Annotated in this window: 15 protein-coding genes and 1 other RNA gene; 10 read left to right on the top strand and 6 right to left on the bottom strand. The window is 68.0% G+C overall.

The window, feature by feature from the left end:
* The first annotated feature begins 7 nt into the window (after nucleotides 1-7).
* The 9 genes from aroA to WFH44_RS06830 all read left to right on the top strand — a co-directional run bounded on the left by aroA (nucleotide 8) and on the right by WFH44_RS06830 (nucleotide 8,736).
* Complete coding sequence (aroA, locus tag WFH44_RS06870) at nucleotides 8-1,333, top strand: 3-phosphoshikimate 1-carboxyvinyltransferase (RefSeq protein WP_442892879.1); 1,326 nt, start codon at nucleotides 8-10, stop codon at nucleotides 1,331-1,333.
* Nucleotides 1,334-1,335: 2 nt separating this feature from the next.
* The gene (gene rsgA, locus WFH44_RS06865) at nucleotides 1,336-2,436 is read left to right on the top strand and encodes a ribosome small subunit-dependent GTPase A (protein ID WP_442892885.1); all 1,101 of its coding nucleotides are present in this window, start codon (nucleotides 1,336-1,338) and stop codon (nucleotides 2,434-2,436) included.
* A 67-nt stretch (nucleotides 2,437-2,503) separates the two neighbouring features.
* On the top strand, nucleotides 2,504-3,349 hold the full coding sequence (gene hisN, locus WFH44_RS06860) for a histidinol-phosphatase (protein ID WP_336712732.1): 846 nt from the start codon (nucleotides 2,504-2,506) through the stop codon (nucleotides 3,347-3,349).
* Between the two features lie 37 nt (nucleotides 3,350-3,386).
* Nucleotides 3,387-4,124, top strand: a complete 738-nt coding sequence (locus WFH44_RS06855) for a class I SAM-dependent methyltransferase (protein ID WP_442892884.1) — start codon at nucleotides 3,387-3,389, stop codon at nucleotides 4,122-4,124.
* 117 nt (nucleotides 4,125-4,241) lie between these two features.
* On the top strand, nucleotides 4,242-5,153 hold the full coding sequence (locus WFH44_RS06850; RefSeq protein WP_336712728.1) for a metal ABC transporter substrate-binding protein: 912 nt from the start codon (nucleotides 4,242-4,244) through the stop codon (nucleotides 5,151-5,153).
* Nucleotides 5,150-5,926, top strand: a complete 777-nt coding sequence (locus WFH44_RS06845) for a metal ABC transporter ATP-binding protein (RefSeq protein WP_336712726.1) — start codon at nucleotides 5,150-5,152, stop codon at nucleotides 5,924-5,926. The genes WFH44_RS06850 and WFH44_RS06845 overlap by 4 nt, the downstream gene beginning before the upstream one ends.
* A complete protein-coding gene (locus WFH44_RS06840) occupies nucleotides 5,913-6,800 on the top strand; it encodes a metal ABC transporter permease (RefSeq protein ID WP_336712725.1) in 888 nt (295 codons plus the stop codon). Before WFH44_RS06845 ends, WFH44_RS06840 begins: the two co-directional genes overlap by 14 nt.
* 21 nt (nucleotides 6,801-6,821) lie before the next feature.
* Nucleotides 6,822-7,547, top strand: a complete 726-nt coding sequence (locus WFH44_RS06835) for a metal-dependent transcriptional regulator (protein ID WP_336712936.1) — start codon at nucleotides 6,822-6,824, stop codon at nucleotides 7,545-7,547.
* A gap of 88 nt (nucleotides 7,548-7,635) precedes the next feature.
* A complete protein-coding gene (locus WFH44_RS06830) occupies nucleotides 7,636-8,736 on the top strand; it encodes a carboxylate-amine ligase (RefSeq protein ID WP_336712724.1) in 1,101 nt (366 codons plus the stop codon).
* Between the two features lie 103 nt (nucleotides 8,737-8,839).
* Here the strand turns inward: WFH44_RS06830 and WFH44_RS06825 are convergent, their stop codons facing one another.
* Both WFH44_RS06825 and ssrA read right to left on the bottom strand, forming a co-directional pair.
* A complete protein-coding gene (locus tag WFH44_RS06825) occupies nucleotides 8,840-9,568 on the bottom strand; it encodes an AfsR/SARP family transcriptional regulator (protein ID WP_336712722.1) in 729 nt (242 codons plus the stop codon).
* A 257-nt stretch (nucleotides 9,569-9,825) separates the two neighbouring features.
* Nucleotides 9,826-10,195: a transfer-messenger RNA gene (ssrA, locus tag WFH44_RS06820) on the bottom strand.
* A 190-nt stretch (nucleotides 10,196-10,385) separates the two neighbouring features.
* On the opposite strand from ssrA, the gene WFH44_RS06815 reads away from it, so the two are divergent.
* Nucleotides 10,386-11,489: a carboxylate-amine ligase gene (locus tag WFH44_RS06815; RefSeq protein WP_336712720.1), complete on the top strand. Its 1,104-nt coding sequence runs from the start codon at nucleotides 10,386-10,388 to the stop codon at nucleotides 11,487-11,489.
* A 12-nt stretch (nucleotides 11,490-11,501) separates the two neighbouring features.
* On the opposite strand, the gene smpB is transcribed toward WFH44_RS06815, so the two are convergent.
* Genes smpB through ftsE form a run of 4 tightly spaced genes read right to left on the bottom strand, consistent with a single transcriptional unit; the run spans nucleotide 11,502 to nucleotide 15,102 of the window.
* The gene (smpB, locus tag WFH44_RS06810) at nucleotides 11,502-11,969 is read right to left on the bottom strand and encodes an SsrA-binding protein SmpB (protein WP_262105409.1); all 468 of its coding nucleotides are present in this window, start codon (nucleotides 11,967-11,969) and stop codon (nucleotides 11,502-11,504) included.
* Nucleotides 11,970-12,018: 49 nt separating this feature from the next.
* Complete coding sequence (locus WFH44_RS06805) at nucleotides 12,019-13,485, bottom strand: peptidoglycan DD-metalloendopeptidase family protein (protein ID WP_336712719.1); 1,467 nt, start codon at nucleotides 13,483-13,485, stop codon at nucleotides 12,019-12,021.
* A 4-nt stretch (nucleotides 13,486-13,489) separates the two neighbouring features.
* Nucleotides 13,490-14,404, bottom strand: a complete 915-nt coding sequence (ftsX, locus tag WFH44_RS06800; protein ID WP_336712718.1) for a permease-like cell division protein FtsX — start codon at nucleotides 14,402-14,404, stop codon at nucleotides 13,490-13,492.
* Nucleotides 14,401-15,102: a cell division ATP-binding protein FtsE gene (gene ftsE, locus WFH44_RS06795; protein ID WP_336712716.1), complete on the bottom strand. Its 702-nt coding sequence runs from the start codon at nucleotides 15,100-15,102 to the stop codon at nucleotides 14,401-14,403. Before ftsE ends, ftsX begins: the two co-directional genes overlap by 4 nt.
* Between the last annotated feature and the right edge of the window lie 11 nt (nucleotides 15,103-15,113).

Raw genomic sequence — 15,113 nt, 5'->3', positions numbered from 1 at the left:
TGCCAACATGCCCGCCGCACCCGCTCCCTGGAATGCACCGTTTGTTCCCGGACCGGTGGACGCCGTCGTACAGATCCCCGGCTCGAAATCGCTAACCAACCGCTACCTCGTCCTCGCCGCCCTCGCCGATGGGCCGAGCATGCTCCGCGCTCCCCTGCATTCGCGGGACTCGCGGCTCATGATCGACGCGCTGCGGGCCCTTGGCGCCGTCGTGGAGGAAGTTCCGGGAAGCGGCGCATTTGGCCCGGACCTGCGGGTGACGCCCATCAGCCGCTCCGGTTCTACAACGGCCAAACGGATCGACTGCGGACTGGCCGGAACGGTCATGCGCTTCGTTCCGCCGCTTGCGGCGCTCGGCGACGGGCCCGCGGTCTTCGACGGAGACCCGGCCGCCCGGCAGCGTCCGATGGGCAGCACCATCGCAGCCCTGCGGGAACTCGGCCTGGTGGTCGACGACGGCGGGCGCAACGCGATGCCCTTCACGGTGGAGGGCCACGGCGCGGTGAGGGGCGGGCACATCGTGATCGATGCCAGCGCATCCTCCCAGTTCGTCTCGGCGCTGCTGCTGGCGGGCGCCGCGTTCACCGACGGGCTGCACCTGGAACACTCCGGTCCCCCGGTTCCCAGCCTCGACCACGTCCGCATGACCGTGCGTGTGCTGCGCGGCGTCGGCGTCGAGGTCGACGATTCGGTTCCGAACCACTGGGTCGTGCGGCCCGGCCCCGTCCGCGCGTTCGATGTGGAGATCGAGCCGGACCTGTCCAACGCGGGGCCGTTCCTGGCGGCCGCCCTCGCCACCGGCGGAACGGTCCGGATCCCCGGCTGGCCTGCGGAGACCACGCAGGTCGGCGACCAGTGGCGCAGCATCCTGCCGAAGCTCGGCGCCGAGGTCAGCTACGCGGACGGCACCTTGTCCGTCTCCGGCGGCGGCAGCATCAAGGCAGCGGACCTGGCGGATACCAGCGAGCTCGCCCCCACTGCCGCCGCGCTCTGCGCCTTGGCCGACGGCCCGTGCCGTCTCAGCGGCATCGGGCACCTGCGCGGCCATGAGACGGACAGGCTGGCCGCTTTGGTGGCGGAAATCAACCGGCTGGGCGGTGACGCCGAGGAAACGGCAGACGGCCTGGTCATCCGGCCGCGTCCGCTGCATGCGGGCCTGTTCCGTTCCTACGAGGATCACCGGATGGCGACGGCCGGCGCGATTATCGGACTGGCTGTGGAAGGCGTGCAGGTCGATGACATCGGCACCACTTCCAAGACCATGCCCGAGTTCCCGCAACTGTGGCAGCAACTGTGTGCCACGGCGCCGAGCGCCGCCGCCGGGGCCCGCTGACGGTGGCCGGCCGCAGGACCTGGGACGAGTCCGATGTCCGCATCCGCCCGAACAAGCGCGGTTCCCGGCCCCGGACCAAGGACCGCCCCGCCCATGAAGACGCCGTCGTCGGACGGATCGTGACAGTCGACCGCGGACGCTACACCGCCGTCGTCGACGAGGACACCGCCCGGGAACGCACGGTCATCGCGGCCCGGGCGCGTGAGCTGCGCCGGACTCCCGTCGTGGCCGGTGACTTCGTGGGCCTGGTCGGCGATGTGTCCGGTGAGCCGGACACACTGGCCCGCCTGGTCCGCGTCGAGGAGCGCCGCACCCTGCTGCGCCGCAGCGCGGACGACACCGACCCGGTGGAACGGGTGGTGGTCGCCAACGCGGACCAGCTGGTGATCGTCGTCGCCGCGGCGAACCCGGAACCGCGGACCGGATTCATCGACCGGGCCTTGGTGGCGGCGTACGACGCCGGCATCACCCCGCTGCTGTGCGTCACCAAGGCGGACCTGCGGGATCCGGAGGTCCTGCTCTCCAACTACAGGCACCTTCCGCTGCCGGTGATCGTCAGCCGCACGGCGGAGGAGGACGCGGCCGGCGTCGACTCCAGTTCCGACGAGGGCGCCTCAGCCAGGCTGGACGCCGAGGCCCTGGACCAGCTTCGCGGCTACCTGGACGGCTCGGTGAGTGTCCTGCTCGGCCACTCGGGCGTCGGCAAGTCCACCATGGTCAACGCGCTGACGGGCGCGCACCGGGCGACCGGCGGGGTCAACGCGGTGACCGGGCGCGGCCGGCACACGTCGTCGTCGGCGCTGGCCCTGAAACTCCAGGACGCCGCGCCGGGGAGCTGGATCATCGACACGCCGGGAATCCGGTCCTTCGGCCTGGCCCACGTCGACCCGAACCGGATCCTCGCCGCGTTTCCGGACCTGGAGCCCGGGAGCGCGGACTGCGACCGTGGCTGCAAGCACGACGACCGCGCCATCGACTGCGGACTGGACGCTTGGGTGGCCGCAGGCCGCGCCGGCGAATCCGGGCCCGCCAGGCTGGCCTCGCTTCGCCGGCTGCTGGGCAGCGAAGTGCGCCAGCAGGTGAAGGAGCTGGGCACGCAGTAGGCCCGGCGGCAGGCCCGCGGACTTCACATGCGGCATCCACGGAGCAAGAAGCGGTAGGTTGAAGCCTATGATCCGCGACCTACAGACCTACAACGATGATCTGCGCCTGGCCCATGTGATGGCCGATTCCGTAGACTCCCAGACCATGTCCCGCTTCAAGGCGCTCGATCTGAAGGTGGAGACCAAGCCGGATCTCACCCCGGTCACGGATGCGGATAAGGCCGCAGAGGAAGCCATCCGCGGGCAGCTGTCCCGCGCCCGCCCGCGGGACGCCGTGCTCGGCGAAGAGTTCGGCAGCAGCGGCCACGGTTCGCGGCGCTGGATCATCGACCCGATCGACGGGACCAAGAACTTCGTCCGCGGCGTGCCGGTCTGGGCGACCCTGATCGCGCTGATCGACGAGGGCAAGCCAGTGGTCGGGCTGGTCAGTGCCCCCGCGCTCGGCAAGCGCTGGTGGGCCGCCGCAGGGACCGGCGCCTACACCGGGCGCTCCCTGTCCTCCGCGACCCGGCTGCACGTTTCCAACGTCGGCCAGCTGGAAGATGCCTCGCTCTCCTACTCGAGCCTGACCGGCTGGCAGGAACGCGGCAATCTCACCGAGTTCCTGGGGCTGACCGAATCCGTCTGGCGGACCCGTGCCTACGGGGATTTCTGGTCCTACTGCCTGGTGGCGGAGGGCGCCGTGGACATCGCGTGCGAGCCGGAGCTGAACCTGTACGACATGGCAGCGCTGGTGCCTATCGTGACGGAGGCCGGCGGCCGTTTCAGCTCCCTCGAAGGCGAGGACGGTCCCTTCGGCGGCAATGCCCTTGCCAGCAACGGCATCCTGCATGAGGAGGTCCTGCACCGCCTCAACCCGCAGCTGATCGGCCAGCGCCCCGCCGCCGCACCCGGGGAGCACGCCGAAGACTGACGGCAGGGACCAGGCAGTGGAACACCGCGGCCCGCGGATGGACGATGAGCGGCGCAGGGAATTCGGCCGCAGCTTCGAGCAGGGCGGCGAACACTATGACCGCATCAGGCCCGGCTACCCGGACGACGCCGTGGACTGGCTGGTGCCGGAACGGGCCCGGGACGCCGTAGATCTGGGTGCCGGTACCGGCAAATACACGGAACAGCTGGTGCGCCGGGGACTGCGGGTCACCGCCGTGGACCCGTCGGCGGACATGCTGGCCCAGCTGCGGCAGAAGCACCCCGAGGTCACGGTCCGGCTGGGTACGGCCGAACAGACCGGCCTCGCCGATGCCTCCTTCGACCTCGTGACCGTTGCGCAGGCCTGGCACTGGGTAGATGCCGGGGCCGCCAGTACCGAAGCTGCGCGGATCCTGCGGCCGGGCGGTGTCCTCGGCCTGGTCTGGAACCAAATGGACGTTTCCATACCGTGGGTCCATCGGCTCTCGCGGATCATGCACGCCGGCGACGTCTACAAGCCCCACTCCCGTCCGGATGTCGGTGACGAGTTCACCGGCTTGGAGAACCACCTGACGCGGTGGACGGATCCCCTGCAGCCGGCCGACCTGATGGAACTGGCCAAGTCGCGCAGCTACTACCTGCGCGCCAACGAACAGACACGAGCCAAAGTGCTCGCCAACCTCGACTGGTACCTGCACAAGCACCTCGGACACGATCCGTCCGCCGTTCTGCAGCTCCCCTACCTGACCCTCAGCTGGCGCGCTTTCCGACGCTAGCGGCCCCGCGCGTACCGGAGGGGCCACCACCGCGCTGCGGGCCCGGGCGACCGGACACCGCGCGTCATCCAGCGTAGGCACCTTTTCTTTAGGCAGGTCGGCGAAGTAAATTTAGGCATGCCGAAAAAATGGACCGTCGCACTGCTCGTCGTGCTGGGCCTCCTCGCGCTCCCGGCCTGCGCGCCCGGCAGCGCCCGTCCCGCCGCCTCCACCGACGAGCGGCCGATGGTCCTGACCACTTTCACTGTGCTGGCCGACCTGGTCCGGCAGGTGGGCGGGGACTATGTCCGGGTCGAATCGGTCACCAAGGTCGGCGCCGAGATCCACGGGTACCAGCCAACGCCCTCGGACCTGGTCCGGGCGCAGGACGCGGACCTCATCCTGGACAACGGCCTCGGGCTTGAACGCTGGTTCGCCCGTTTCGTCGCCGCGGTGCCCGCGCCCCATGCCGTCCTCTCCGAAGGGGTGGAGCCCGTGGACATTCGGTCCGGCAACTACCAGGGCCGCCCGAACCCGCACGCCTGGATGTCCCCGAAGGCAGCCAAGATCTACGTGGACAACACCGTGGCGGCGCTCAGCAAGCTGGTCCCGGAACATGCCGGCGACTTCGCCGCCAACGGCGAGGACTACAAGCGGCAGCTCGACGGAGTGATGCGCGAACTCCACGAGGCATTCGCCGGTTCGGCCGCGGTTCCCGCGCTGGTCACGTGCGAGGGGGCCTTCTCCTACCTCGCCCGGGATGCGGGACTGCGCGAGGCCTTCCTCTGGCCGGTGAATTCCGACGCCGAGGGCACTCCCCGGCAGATCAAGGACGCCATCAATTTCGTCCAGCGGCACGATGTGCCCTCGGTCTTCTGCGAGTCCACGGTCAACCCGGGGGCCATGGAGCAGGTCGCGGAGGCTACGGGAGCCCGGCTCCTCACTCCCCTCTACGTCGACTCGCTCTCCCGCCCGGACGGCCCCGTCCCCAGCCACCTGTCGCTGATCCGCCACGACATCGAACTCATCAAGGAAGGACTGGCACCATGAGCCTCCGCCAGCTGCCCCCAGGCGCAGACGCCATCGACGTGGCCTCGCTTCGGGTCTCCTACGACGACGTCACCGCCCTCGAACACGTCAGCGTGCGCGTGAGGGCGCAGACCATCTGCGGCCTGATCGGGGTCAACGGCTCGGGCAAATCGACCCTTTTCAAGGCGCTGATGGGACTCGTCCAGGCGACCTCGGGGACGGTCCGGATCTTCGGCGCCGCGCCGAAGGACGCCCGCAAGCTGAACGCCGTTTCCTACGTGCCCCAGGCCGAGGACGTCGACTGGACTTTCCCGGTCTCCGTGCGCGACGTCGTCATGATGGGGCGCTACGGGAGCCTGGGCCACTCCCGCCGTCCGCGGCCCGCGGACAGGGCCGCCGTGGCGGCGGCTCTGGAACGGGTCGGCCTGGTCGACCTGCAGCACCGACAGATCGGAGAACTCTCCGGCGGCCAGCGCAAGCGTGCTTTCGTTGCCCGCGGCATTGCCCAGGACGCGGGCCTGCTGCTGCTCGACGAGCCGTTCGCCGGCGTCGACAAGGCCTCCGAGGCCGGCCTGACAACCCTCTTCAAGGCACTGCGGGACGAGGGCAAGACCATCCTCGTCTCGACGCACGACCTTGCCGGCATCCCCCAGCTCTGCGACGAGGCGATCCTGCTCCACCAGCGGGTGCTGGCCCACGGACGGCCGGAAACCGTCCTCACCAACGAGAACCTGGCGCTGGCCTTCGGCACGGCCCTCAGCGACGTTCCGGAAGGACATCATGGAGATCGTTAACTGGTTGTTCGAACCGCTGCAGTACGGCTTCCTGACCAAGGCCCTGCTGGTCACGGTCGCCGCCGCGGCCGTCTCCGCGGCCCTGTCCTGCTGGCTGATCCTGATGGGCTGGTCCCTGATGGGCGACGCGGTATCTCATGCAGTGCTGCCGGGCGTGGCCCTGGCCTACATCTTCGGCCTGCCGTTCTCCCTAGGCGCCTTCGTCTTCGGCGCCGGGGCCGTGGCACTGATCGGCGCGGTGCGCTCCACGACCAAGCTCAAAGGCGACACCGCCATCGGCGTCGTCTTCACGGCCCTGTTCGCGTTCGGCCTGGCCATCATCTCCAAGACACCCAGCCAGACCGACCTGCAGCACATCCTCTTCGGCAATGTGCTGGGCGTGTCGCTGCCGGAACTGCTGCAGGTGCTGGTCCTGGGCGCTGCGACCCTCGCGGTCCTGCTCTACAAGCGCCGCGACCTGACCCTGCTGGCCTTCGACCGCATCCATGCCCATGCCATCGGGCTGAATACCCGATGGCTCACCGCCTTGCTGCTCGGGCTGCTGGCCCTGACCGTCGTCGTCGGGCTGCAGGCCGTGGGGATCATCCTCGTCGTCGCCATGCTCATCACCCCGGGCGCAACGGCGTTCCTGCTCACCCGGAACTTCGACCGGATGCTGCTGATTTCCATCACCGTGACCGTGGCCGCCGCCATCGCCGGCATCTACGCCAGCTATTACCTGGACGTCTCGACCGGGGCGTCGGTGGTGCTGGCGCAGGCCCTGGTGTTCCTCGCCGTCTACCTGCTCGGCCCGCGCAACGGGATAGTGTGGCAGTGGCGCCGCCGCCGCGCCCGTGCCGCCGAATCGCGGCAGCATGAGCAGATCCCAGCCTGAAGAAGCCCAACCATGTCGCCGATGAGCCGGAACAGCCCTGCGCTTAGCATCGAATCCGCGAGCGTCCAGGACTACGTCAAAGTCATTTACACCTCCACCGAGTGGCAGGACCAGCGGGTCACCCCGTCCCAGCTTGCGGCCCGCCTGGGGGTCGCCAACTCCTCGGTGACGGGAATGGTGCGCAAGCTGGTGGACCTCGGCCTGGCCGTCCACCAGCCCTACCAGCCGGTCGAGCTGACCGGCGAGGGCAAGGCACTCGCCCTCGCCATGGTGCGCCGGCACCGGTTGATCGAGACCTTCCTGGTCCAGGAACTCGGCTATGCCTGGGACGAAGTCCACGATGAGGCCGAACTCCTCGAACACACCGTTTCGGACACCTTCGTCGAACGGCTGTCCGCCAAGCTCCGCCACCCAACCCGGGACCCGCATGGAGACCCGATCCCGGCCGCGGACGGCACGGTCCAGATGCCCGCCGCCCATCAGCTCGGCGAGCTCGACCCGGGGCACACCGGGCACATCATCCGGATCAGCGACGCGAACCCGGAGCTGCTGCGTTTCCTCAGCACGGAAGAGATCGGGCTCGACGACCGCGTCGAGGTCATGGGCCACCGGCCGTTCGGCGGCTCGCTCGTGGTGCGGATCGGCTCGGCCGACCGGCCCCGGGAGATCGACCTAGGCCAGGAGGCCACCGCGGCGCTCTGGGTAGCCAGCGACGGGCCGCACGAGAACTGCCTGCTCCGCTCCTGACGAGCACTCCTGATGGCCAGGAATGCCCGACGGTACTGGAATCATAGGTAAGCTCGTGATGGTATCCGCACCGGCAGAAGGGACGTCCATGGCAACCTTGGGCATCGAAGAAGAGTACCTGCTCCTCAACCCGGAGACAGGCCTCCCTGTGCCCGAGGCCGACCGGGTCGCCGAGTACCTCGAGGGCTCGCTGCACGTGGCCCGGGACGACATCCAGCGGGAACTGCTCAACTGCCAGATCGAAACGGCTACGCCCGTCTGCACGACCCTTACCGAGGCCGAGGAATCGCTGCTCAATTTCCGGCGCCAGCTCGACTCCGCGGCCAGGAAGGCGGAGGTACGCGCCGCCGCGACGGGGACAGCCGAGCGGATCGAAGACGACTACCCGCAGCTGACGGACAAACAGCGCTACCACGAGCTGAAGGCCAGCGCCAAGGGCATCGTGGCGGACCAGTTCGTCAATGGCCAGCATGTCCATGTCTCCGTGCCGGACAAGGAGTCGGGCGTGCAGGTGCTCAACCGTATCCGGCCCTGGATGCCCGCGATTGTTGCCCTTGGCGCCAACTCCCCGTATTGGCTGGGCCGGGACAGCGGCTTTGCCAGCTGGCGGATCGTCCACTACCGCCGCTGGCCGGTCCAGGGCTGCACCCCGATCTTTGCCGACGCCGCCGACTACGAGCGGCGGATCCAGCGCCTCGTGGATGCCGGCGTCATCATCGACCGCGGAGTCCTGACCTGGCTGGCCCGCCTGTCGGACCACTACCCCACCCTGGAGGTCCGCGCTGCCGACGTCCAGCTTGAGGCGCAGGATGCCGTACTGATCGCTGCCATCGTCCGAGGCCTGGTGGTGACCGCCCTACAGGACGAGGAGGCCGGCAAAGACTACCCGGTCCCCGACGTCGAACTGCTCGACGCCGCCGTCTGGCAGGCCGGACGGGAGGGCCTCTCCGAGAAGCTGATCGACCCTCACTCGGGTGTCCTGCTGCCGGCCCGGGACGTCATGAACCTCCTGGTGCGCACCATTCGCCCCGCCCTGGAGGAGGCCGGAGATTCGGCCTGGGTGGACGCGTCGCTCCAGCGGATCTGGGCCGAGGGCACGGGTGCCGACCGGCAGCGGCGCGCCATGCAAAGCGGCGGCCAGACCGCGCTGATGGACCTGTACGCGCGCTCCCTCACCGCGGAGGCGTAGGCACCTGGTTTAGACCAGGACCGGCAGAAACCAGCCACAGCAGCACGACGGCGGGTCCGCGGCCGGGCGCTTCGCTCCCCGGTCGCTTCGTCCCCTCGCGCGGTTACCGGACCTTGCGCTCGCTTCCGGCGTCGTCCATCAGGAGCGGCCCGATCAGGTCAGCGATGATAGCTGACGGGGCCACCCCGAATTCGCGGCGGAGCCGGACCCGGAAGCTTTGGTAGAGGCGCAGCGCCTCGGCGTGGTTGCCCTCCGCCAGGCAGGCCTGCATGAGCAGGCGTTGCGCGCTCTCCCTCAGCGGCTCGATCATTGTCGCCGCCCTGGCAGCCTCCATCGCCTGCTCGGTGTTCCCCTGGTCCAGGTATTGCCGGGCCAGCCGTTCCAGCACCGTTAGCCTCAGCCGCTGCCAGCGTTCCTGCTCAGCGACAACCCAGTCCTCGTACCAGCCGGGGAGCAGGTCTGCGTCCTCGACCAGGCGCAGCAGCCCGCGGTTGAGACCCGGATGGTCCTGCAGGCGGGACGCACGCATCCGCACATCCAGCACATCCACGCTGACGGCACGCGACAGATCAAGCGGATCCGTCGTCTGGCCGAGCAGTCCCGGCAGATGCTTGTTGATCAGGAAGATGCTCTCGCGCAGGCTTCCGGCGGCCTGGCTCTCGGAACTGTCCGGCCAGAGCAGGCCGGCCAGGAAGGCGCGGGACTGCCTCCCGTACAGCGCGAGGGCAGCAACCAGCCGCTGCTGGCGCATGGCTACCTTGACCGGCACATGGTCCCGGCGAAGCTGCCAGCCCCCTATCAGCTGAAGTTCCCAACGGCCTTCAGATCCCATTGCGGCCCCCAAGTCGTTATGGATCGCATTGGCTGCCCGCCACCCGCCTTCCCCAAGGCTGGCCCCCCGGCTGCATCCTATGTTTTCAGCATTGCCGACGCCGCTGGCAGTGTCAAACACCAGTCCCGGTCCGTTCAAGGTTCCTGCAAGAACACCTCGGGGAAATGCAGCGACCGGCACACCCCCAGTGGAAAACACGGCGGGGCCGGCGGATGCAAAAAAGAGGGGAAGCGCCGCTGGGCGCTTCCCCTCTTCATCAGTGGAGATGGGGGGAATTGAACCCCCGTCCGATGTTGTGTTGCCAGGACTTCTCCGGGCGCAGTTTGCGTCGGGTTTTCTTGGCCCCAGCCATCCTGCAAACAGGTGGCTGACCCGGGCCCAGCCGTCTAAAAGTCCCGGACACTCCGACGGCGAAAGTGTCCAGCAGTGGCCCCCTAAATGACGCCAGCATCCGGGGCGGGAGCGTCCCCGGGCTGACGGACTCGGTCTACTGCTTAGGCAGCGAGAGCGAAGTCAGTGCGCTTAGATTCGGCACTTATTGTTTTGCAGAGGGCGTTTCCGAGATAACTCTGCATCCTCGGCCCGCTTCCCCTGGCGCGACTAACATCGTCGAAACCTGTCATCCCCGTATTGAATTACCAAACCGCACCATCGATGCGGACTACCATTGTAACCACATTCCGCGCTGATCCATTCCCGGGCGATGTTTCCGGCCGGGCGGGAGCGGGACTGGCGGTGCGGAGGCGGCCGCACTGAACTAGTCTCTACACAGGGGTTGGAGGTAAGGAAGCCTCCCCTCATAGGCCAGGAGGTGCCCATGGTGCTGTTCGGGATCGAAGAAGAATTCCTCCTGGTCGATCCGGTCAGCAGCGAGCCGCGGCCGATGGCGCCGGCGCTGAGGACCAGGCTGGGGCAGCAGGACCATCCGCTCTTCAAGGTTTCCGCCGAATTGCTCGACTGCCAGATCGAGCTGGCCACCTTCCCCTGTGCGGACCGCTCCGAGGCGGCCGCCGCACTCGTTACCATGCGCCGTGCGCTCGCCCGCGCGGCCGGTGAATCAGGCGCAGAGCCGGCGGGCATCGGCGTCGTCTACAACGCCTCGCAGGTGCCCGCAAAGGTGACGGATACGCCGCGGTACCTGAAGGTCGCCAGCAACGCTCCCGCCGTCGTCGCCGACGAGTACGTCACCGGCCTGCACGTCCACGCCGAGATCGAGGACCCGGAGCTGCGCATCCAAGTCATGAACCGGTGCCGGCCGTGGATACCCACGCTCACCGCGATCGCCGCGAATTCGCCGTTCTGGTACGGCCGTGACAGCGGCTTCGCCAGCTGGCGCACCATCCTGTACCGGCGGTGGCCGATCCAGGGCTGTCCCCCGGTATTCGCGGACGCCGCGGACTACCGGCGCAGGCTGCAGCAGCTGCTCGAGTCGGGCGTGGCGGCCGATCCGGGGTACGTCTCGTGGCTCATGCGGCCGTCGGCGAACTACCCCACCGTCGAATGGCGCGGCGCGGACAGCCAGCTCTCGGCCCGGCACACGCTGCTGGCGGCCTGCGTGTTCCGGGCCCTCGCCGCTACCGAACTGAGCGCGGCGATGGCCGGTGAGCCTCCGGTGCGGCAGCCTCAGCCGGAGCATCTGGACATCGCCCTCTGGCAGGCGGCACGTCACGGCCTCGCCGGAGAGCTGATCGACCTGGAGACCGCGCGGCTCATACCCGCGCATGACCAGTTCGGCAGGCTGCTGGAGCACGTTTCCGGCGCACTGTCCGCACACGGGGATGAGGAGTTCGTCCGTTGCGGCCTGGCCCGCATCAAGCGCGAAGGCAATGGCGCCGAGCGCCAGCGGCGGGCCCACGAGGAGGGCGGTTTCGCAGGATGGCAGCAGCTGCTGCGCGACGAGTTGATCGCCGGCGCGGACTAGGTTGGGTGCGGATCAGCGGTTGCGTTCGCGCATCGCGCGCAGGGCCTCGCGCTTGTCCTGCTGTTCGCGCAGCGTCTGGCGCTTGTCGTAGTCCTTCTTACCGCGTGCGACGGCGATTTCCACCTTCGCGCGCCCGTCCAGGAAGTAGAGCTGGAGCGGCACGAGGGTAAAGCCGGATTCCCGTGTCTTCTGCGAGATCTTGTTGAGTTCTTCGCGGTGCAGCAACAGCTTGCGCCGGCGCCGCGCACTGTGGTTGGTCCAGCTGCCGTTCAGGTACTCGGGAATGTAGACGTTCTCGAGGTACAGCTCGTCGTTGTAGAACGTCGCGAAGCCGTCCACCAGCGACGCGCGCCCCTCGCGCAGGGATTTCACCTCGGTTCCCATCAGCGCCATGCCGGCTTCGTAGGTGTCGAGGACGAGGTAGTCATGCCGGGCCTTCCGATTGGTGGCCACTACCTTACGGCCACTTTCTTTGGGCACGACGGCGACTCCTTCCTGGGTATCAAAAGAACCAGTATAACTGCGGGTGCTACAGCAGCCCCATCGGATTGACGAGGGAGCCGTTCAGCGTGGTCTCGAAGTGCAGGTGGCAGCCGGTGGAATTGCCGGTCGTGCCGACGTAGCCGATGACCTGGCCCTGGCCCACCGACTGTCCGGCGGAGACGATCGATCGGGTCAGGTGGAAGTAGCTGGTGTCCAGCGCATTCCCGCCGACCACACCGTGGCTGATGATCACCATGTTGCCGGCGGCACCGCCCCAGCCCGCCGTCGCGACAGTTCCGCTGGCAGGAGCGGTCACGGGAGTACCGCAGGCCGAACCGAAGTCGATGCCGGTGTGCATGTAGCCGCCGCTGCCGCCGAAGTCGATCGTGCCGGCCGGCGTCGCACGCCAGCCGTAGCCGGAGGTCACGCTGCCTGCGACAGGATAAACCAGGCCGAAAGAGGAGGGCTCGGAGGCGGCGGGCGCCGGTGGCTCCACCGTGGGAACGATCTGTGGCACAGGCCGGCCGGCCGACGCGGCGGACTGGCGGGCTGCCTTGATTCGCGCCTGTTCCCGCTCCCAGGCGGCCTGGGCGGCCTTGCGCTCGGCTTCCTCCTTGCGCTTGCGCTCGGCAGCCTCCCGGCGGAGCCGCTCCTGGCGTTCGGCGATTTCGCCCTGGACCTGCTGCTGCTCCTCCTGGACCTGCGCCAGCTGCTTCTGGATCTGCGGCTTGCGGGCCTGCAGCTGGTCGGAGAGCGCCGAGGTTTCGGCGATCAGGTTGTCGACCTTTTCCTTCTCCGCCGCCGCTGCGTCGCGGGCCTCCTGCTCGGCGGCCAGGGCATCCTCGGCCTGCGCCTTGAGGTCCCGGATTTCCTGCTCTACGGCTTCCAGGCGCGCCTCGGAGTTGACGTTGGTCGCGTTCTGCTGCGACAGCTTGTCCAGCGCGGCATTCTGGCTCCGCAGGGCCTGGTTGGCCAACCCGAAGTCGCTCAGGCCCGAGCTGCCCTCCGAACCGAGGAACAGCTGGAGGTTCGACGGGACGCCGCCCTGCTTGTAGGCCTGGGTGGCTATCTGCCCGATCACCTTCTTCGTGTCCTTGAGCTCGGCCGCGTCGGTCTCCATTTGCCGCGTGATGCTGTCCTTGGTCTGCAGGGCCATGTCCACGCGCTGCGCCAAGGCCGCTACTTTGCCGGCAGCTTCTTCGACGCGCCCCTGGGCTGCGGCGAGCTTCTCCTGGGCCGCAGGGAGCTTGCCCTGGTACTCCTTGAGCCGAGTGACCGTCTTGATGATGTCCGCGTCAAGGAACTCGAGGGATTCCTCGACCTGGGCGACCTCTTGCTTGAGGTCCGCCGCGCGGTCGTCGAGTTCGTCGGCCTGCACCGGACCTGCAGCCCCCAGGGAAAACGCCAGGAACGCGGCCAGGGCGGCGCTGATCACCCCCTGCGGCAAGCACGTTCGCCGCCCCCTGCGCTCCACGATCCGGTTCCCCAACCTGTTGTTGTGCTCGAGTGACATGATTTTAGACCTTCAGGTAGCGACGTAGGGTCAGGAGCGAGGAGACGCCGGCCAGCACTGCTCCCAACAGGATCAGCATGGGGGCAATCAGCAGTACTGAAGACTCGGAGATGAAGGCAGTGTCCGGATATTCACGGGCCAGCCAGTCGCCGATAAAGAAGCGGGCGACCGCCCACAGCGTCACCGAGGCCAGCACGGCTCCGATCATCGCCGCGATGACGCCTTCCAGGATGAACGGCAGCTGGATGACGGCTTTGGACGCCCCGACGAGGCGCATGATGCCGGTTTCCCGGCGCCGGCTGAACGCCGAGAGCCGGATGGTGGTCGCAATCAGCAGGATGGCGCAGACGATCATGATGGCGGCGATGCCCACGGCTACCAGCGACGCGGCGTTCATGACGTTGAAGACCCGTTCGAGGATTTCCCGCTGGTCGACCACGACCTCGACGCCGGGCAGCGACGAGAAGATCTCGTTGATGACTTCGTACTTCTCCGGGTCCACCAGGCTGACCCGGAAGGACTCCGGCAGCTGGTCCGCGGTTACGGAGTCCACGATCGGCGAGTTGGCGAACTGCTCCTTGAAGTGCCCCAGTGCGTCATCCTGCGACTCGTAGACATAGTTGTCCACGTACTGCGTGACCGCCGGGCTCTTCAGGGTGCTCTCGATCTCGCTACGCTGCTCGTCGGTGACCGGACCGGAAGCACAGGTCGCCGCCGTCGACGTATCCACGCAGAGGAACACGGCAACCTGGACCTTGTCGTACCAGAAACCCTTCATCTGGTTGATCTGCAGCTGCAGCATGCCCGCAGCTCCCACGAAGGTCAGCGAAATGAAGGTCACCAGGATGACCGAGGTGACCATCGCCAGGTTGCGCCTCAGGCCCGAACCGATCTCGCCGAGGATGAATGCCAGTCTCATTCGGCTTCCCCCTGGGCTCCGGCGTAGATACCCTCGGCTTCGTCCCGGACCACCCTGCCGTCCTTGAGCTCGATGACGCGCTTGCGCCAATCGTTCACGATGACGTTGTCGTGGGTGGCCATGACGACCGTGGTTCCGTTCTGGTTGATCCGGTCCAGGACCTTCATGATGCCCATGGACGTCGCGGGGTCCAGGTTTCCGGTGGGCTCGTCCGCCAGCAGGATGCCCGGCTTGTTGACCACGGCGCGGGCAATGGCGACGCGCTGCTGCTCACCGCCGGAGAGTTCGTGCGGCATGCGGTGGTCCTTGCCGTCCAGGCCCACGGTCTTGAGGACCTCGGGCACGGTTTCCCGGATCACCGCCCGGCTCTTCCCGATGACCTGCATGGCGAACGCGACGTTTGCCGCGACCGTCTTGTTCGGCAGCAGCCGGAAGTCCTGGAAGACGACGCCGATCCCGCGGCGCAGCTTGGGCACGCGCCAGCTGTGGATGTTGGCGACGTTCTGGCCGGCCACGTAGACGGAGCCGCGCGTGGCCCGGTCCTCCTTCAGGACCAGCCGGATGAACGTGGATTTGCCCGATCCCGAGGGACCGACCAGGAAGACGAAGTCCCCGCGGTCGACTTCCAGCGACACCCTGTCCAGAGCCGGACGGGAGTTCTGGTCGTAGACCTTGGTGACGTTGTCGAATCGGATCATGACTACTTCTG

Origin of the sequence: Arthrobacter sp. USHLN218, assembly GCF_037144715.1 — a bacterium.
In the GTDB taxonomy this organism is placed as follows: Bacteria; Actinomycetota; Actinomycetes; order Actinomycetales; family Micrococcaceae; genus Crystallibacter.
This window is presented reverse-complemented; position numbering and strand designations above follow the sequence as displayed.

What these genes read in the sequence shown, in the direction of transcription:
- aroA (WP_442892879.1), top strand. Translation starts at nt 8, where the DNA reads ATGCCCGCCGCACCCGCTCCCTGGAATGCACCGTTTGTTCCCGGACCG.
- hisN (WP_336712732.1), top strand. Translation starts at nt 2,504, where the DNA reads ATGATCCGCGACCTACAGACCTACAACGATGATCTGCGCCTGGCCCAT.
- WFH44_RS06855 (WP_442892884.1), top strand. Translation starts at nt 3,387, where the DNA reads ATGGACGATGAGCGGCGCAGGGAATTCGGCCGCAGCTTCGAGCAGGGC.
- WFH44_RS06850 (WP_336712728.1), top strand. Translation starts at nt 4,242, where the DNA reads ATGCCGAAAAAATGGACCGTCGCACTGCTCGTCGTGCTGGGCCTCCTC.
- WFH44_RS06845 (WP_336712726.1), top strand. Translation starts at nt 5,150, where the DNA reads ATGAGCCTCCGCCAGCTGCCCCCAGGCGCAGACGCCATCGACGTGGCC.
- WFH44_RS06840 (WP_336712725.1), top strand. Translation starts at nt 5,913, where the DNA reads ATGGAGATCGTTAACTGGTTGTTCGAACCGCTGCAGTACGGCTTCCTG.
- WFH44_RS06835 (WP_336712936.1), top strand. Translation starts at nt 6,822, where the DNA reads ATGAGCCGGAACAGCCCTGCGCTTAGCATCGAATCCGCGAGCGTCCAG.
- WFH44_RS06830 (WP_336712724.1), top strand. Translation starts at nt 7,636, where the DNA reads ATGGCAACCTTGGGCATCGAAGAAGAGTACCTGCTCCTCAACCCGGAG.
- WFH44_RS06825 (WP_336712722.1), bottom strand. Translation starts at nt 9,568, where the DNA reads ATGGGATCTGAAGGCCGTTGGGAACTTCAGCTGATAGGGGGCTGGCAG.
- WFH44_RS06815 (WP_336712720.1), top strand. Translation starts at nt 10,386, where the DNA reads ATGGTGCTGTTCGGGATCGAAGAAGAATTCCTCCTGGTCGATCCGGTC.
- WFH44_RS06805 (WP_336712719.1), bottom strand. Translation starts at nt 13,485, where the DNA reads ATGTCACTCGAGCACAACAACAGGTTGGGGAACCGGATCGTGGAGCGC.
- ftsX (WP_336712718.1), bottom strand. Translation starts at nt 14,404, where the DNA reads ATGAGACTGGCATTCATCCTCGGCGAGATCGGTTCGGGCCTGAGGCGC.
- ftsE (WP_336712716.1), bottom strand. Translation starts at nt 15,102, where the DNA reads ATGATCCGATTCGACAACGTCACCAAGGTCTACGACCAGAACTCCCGT.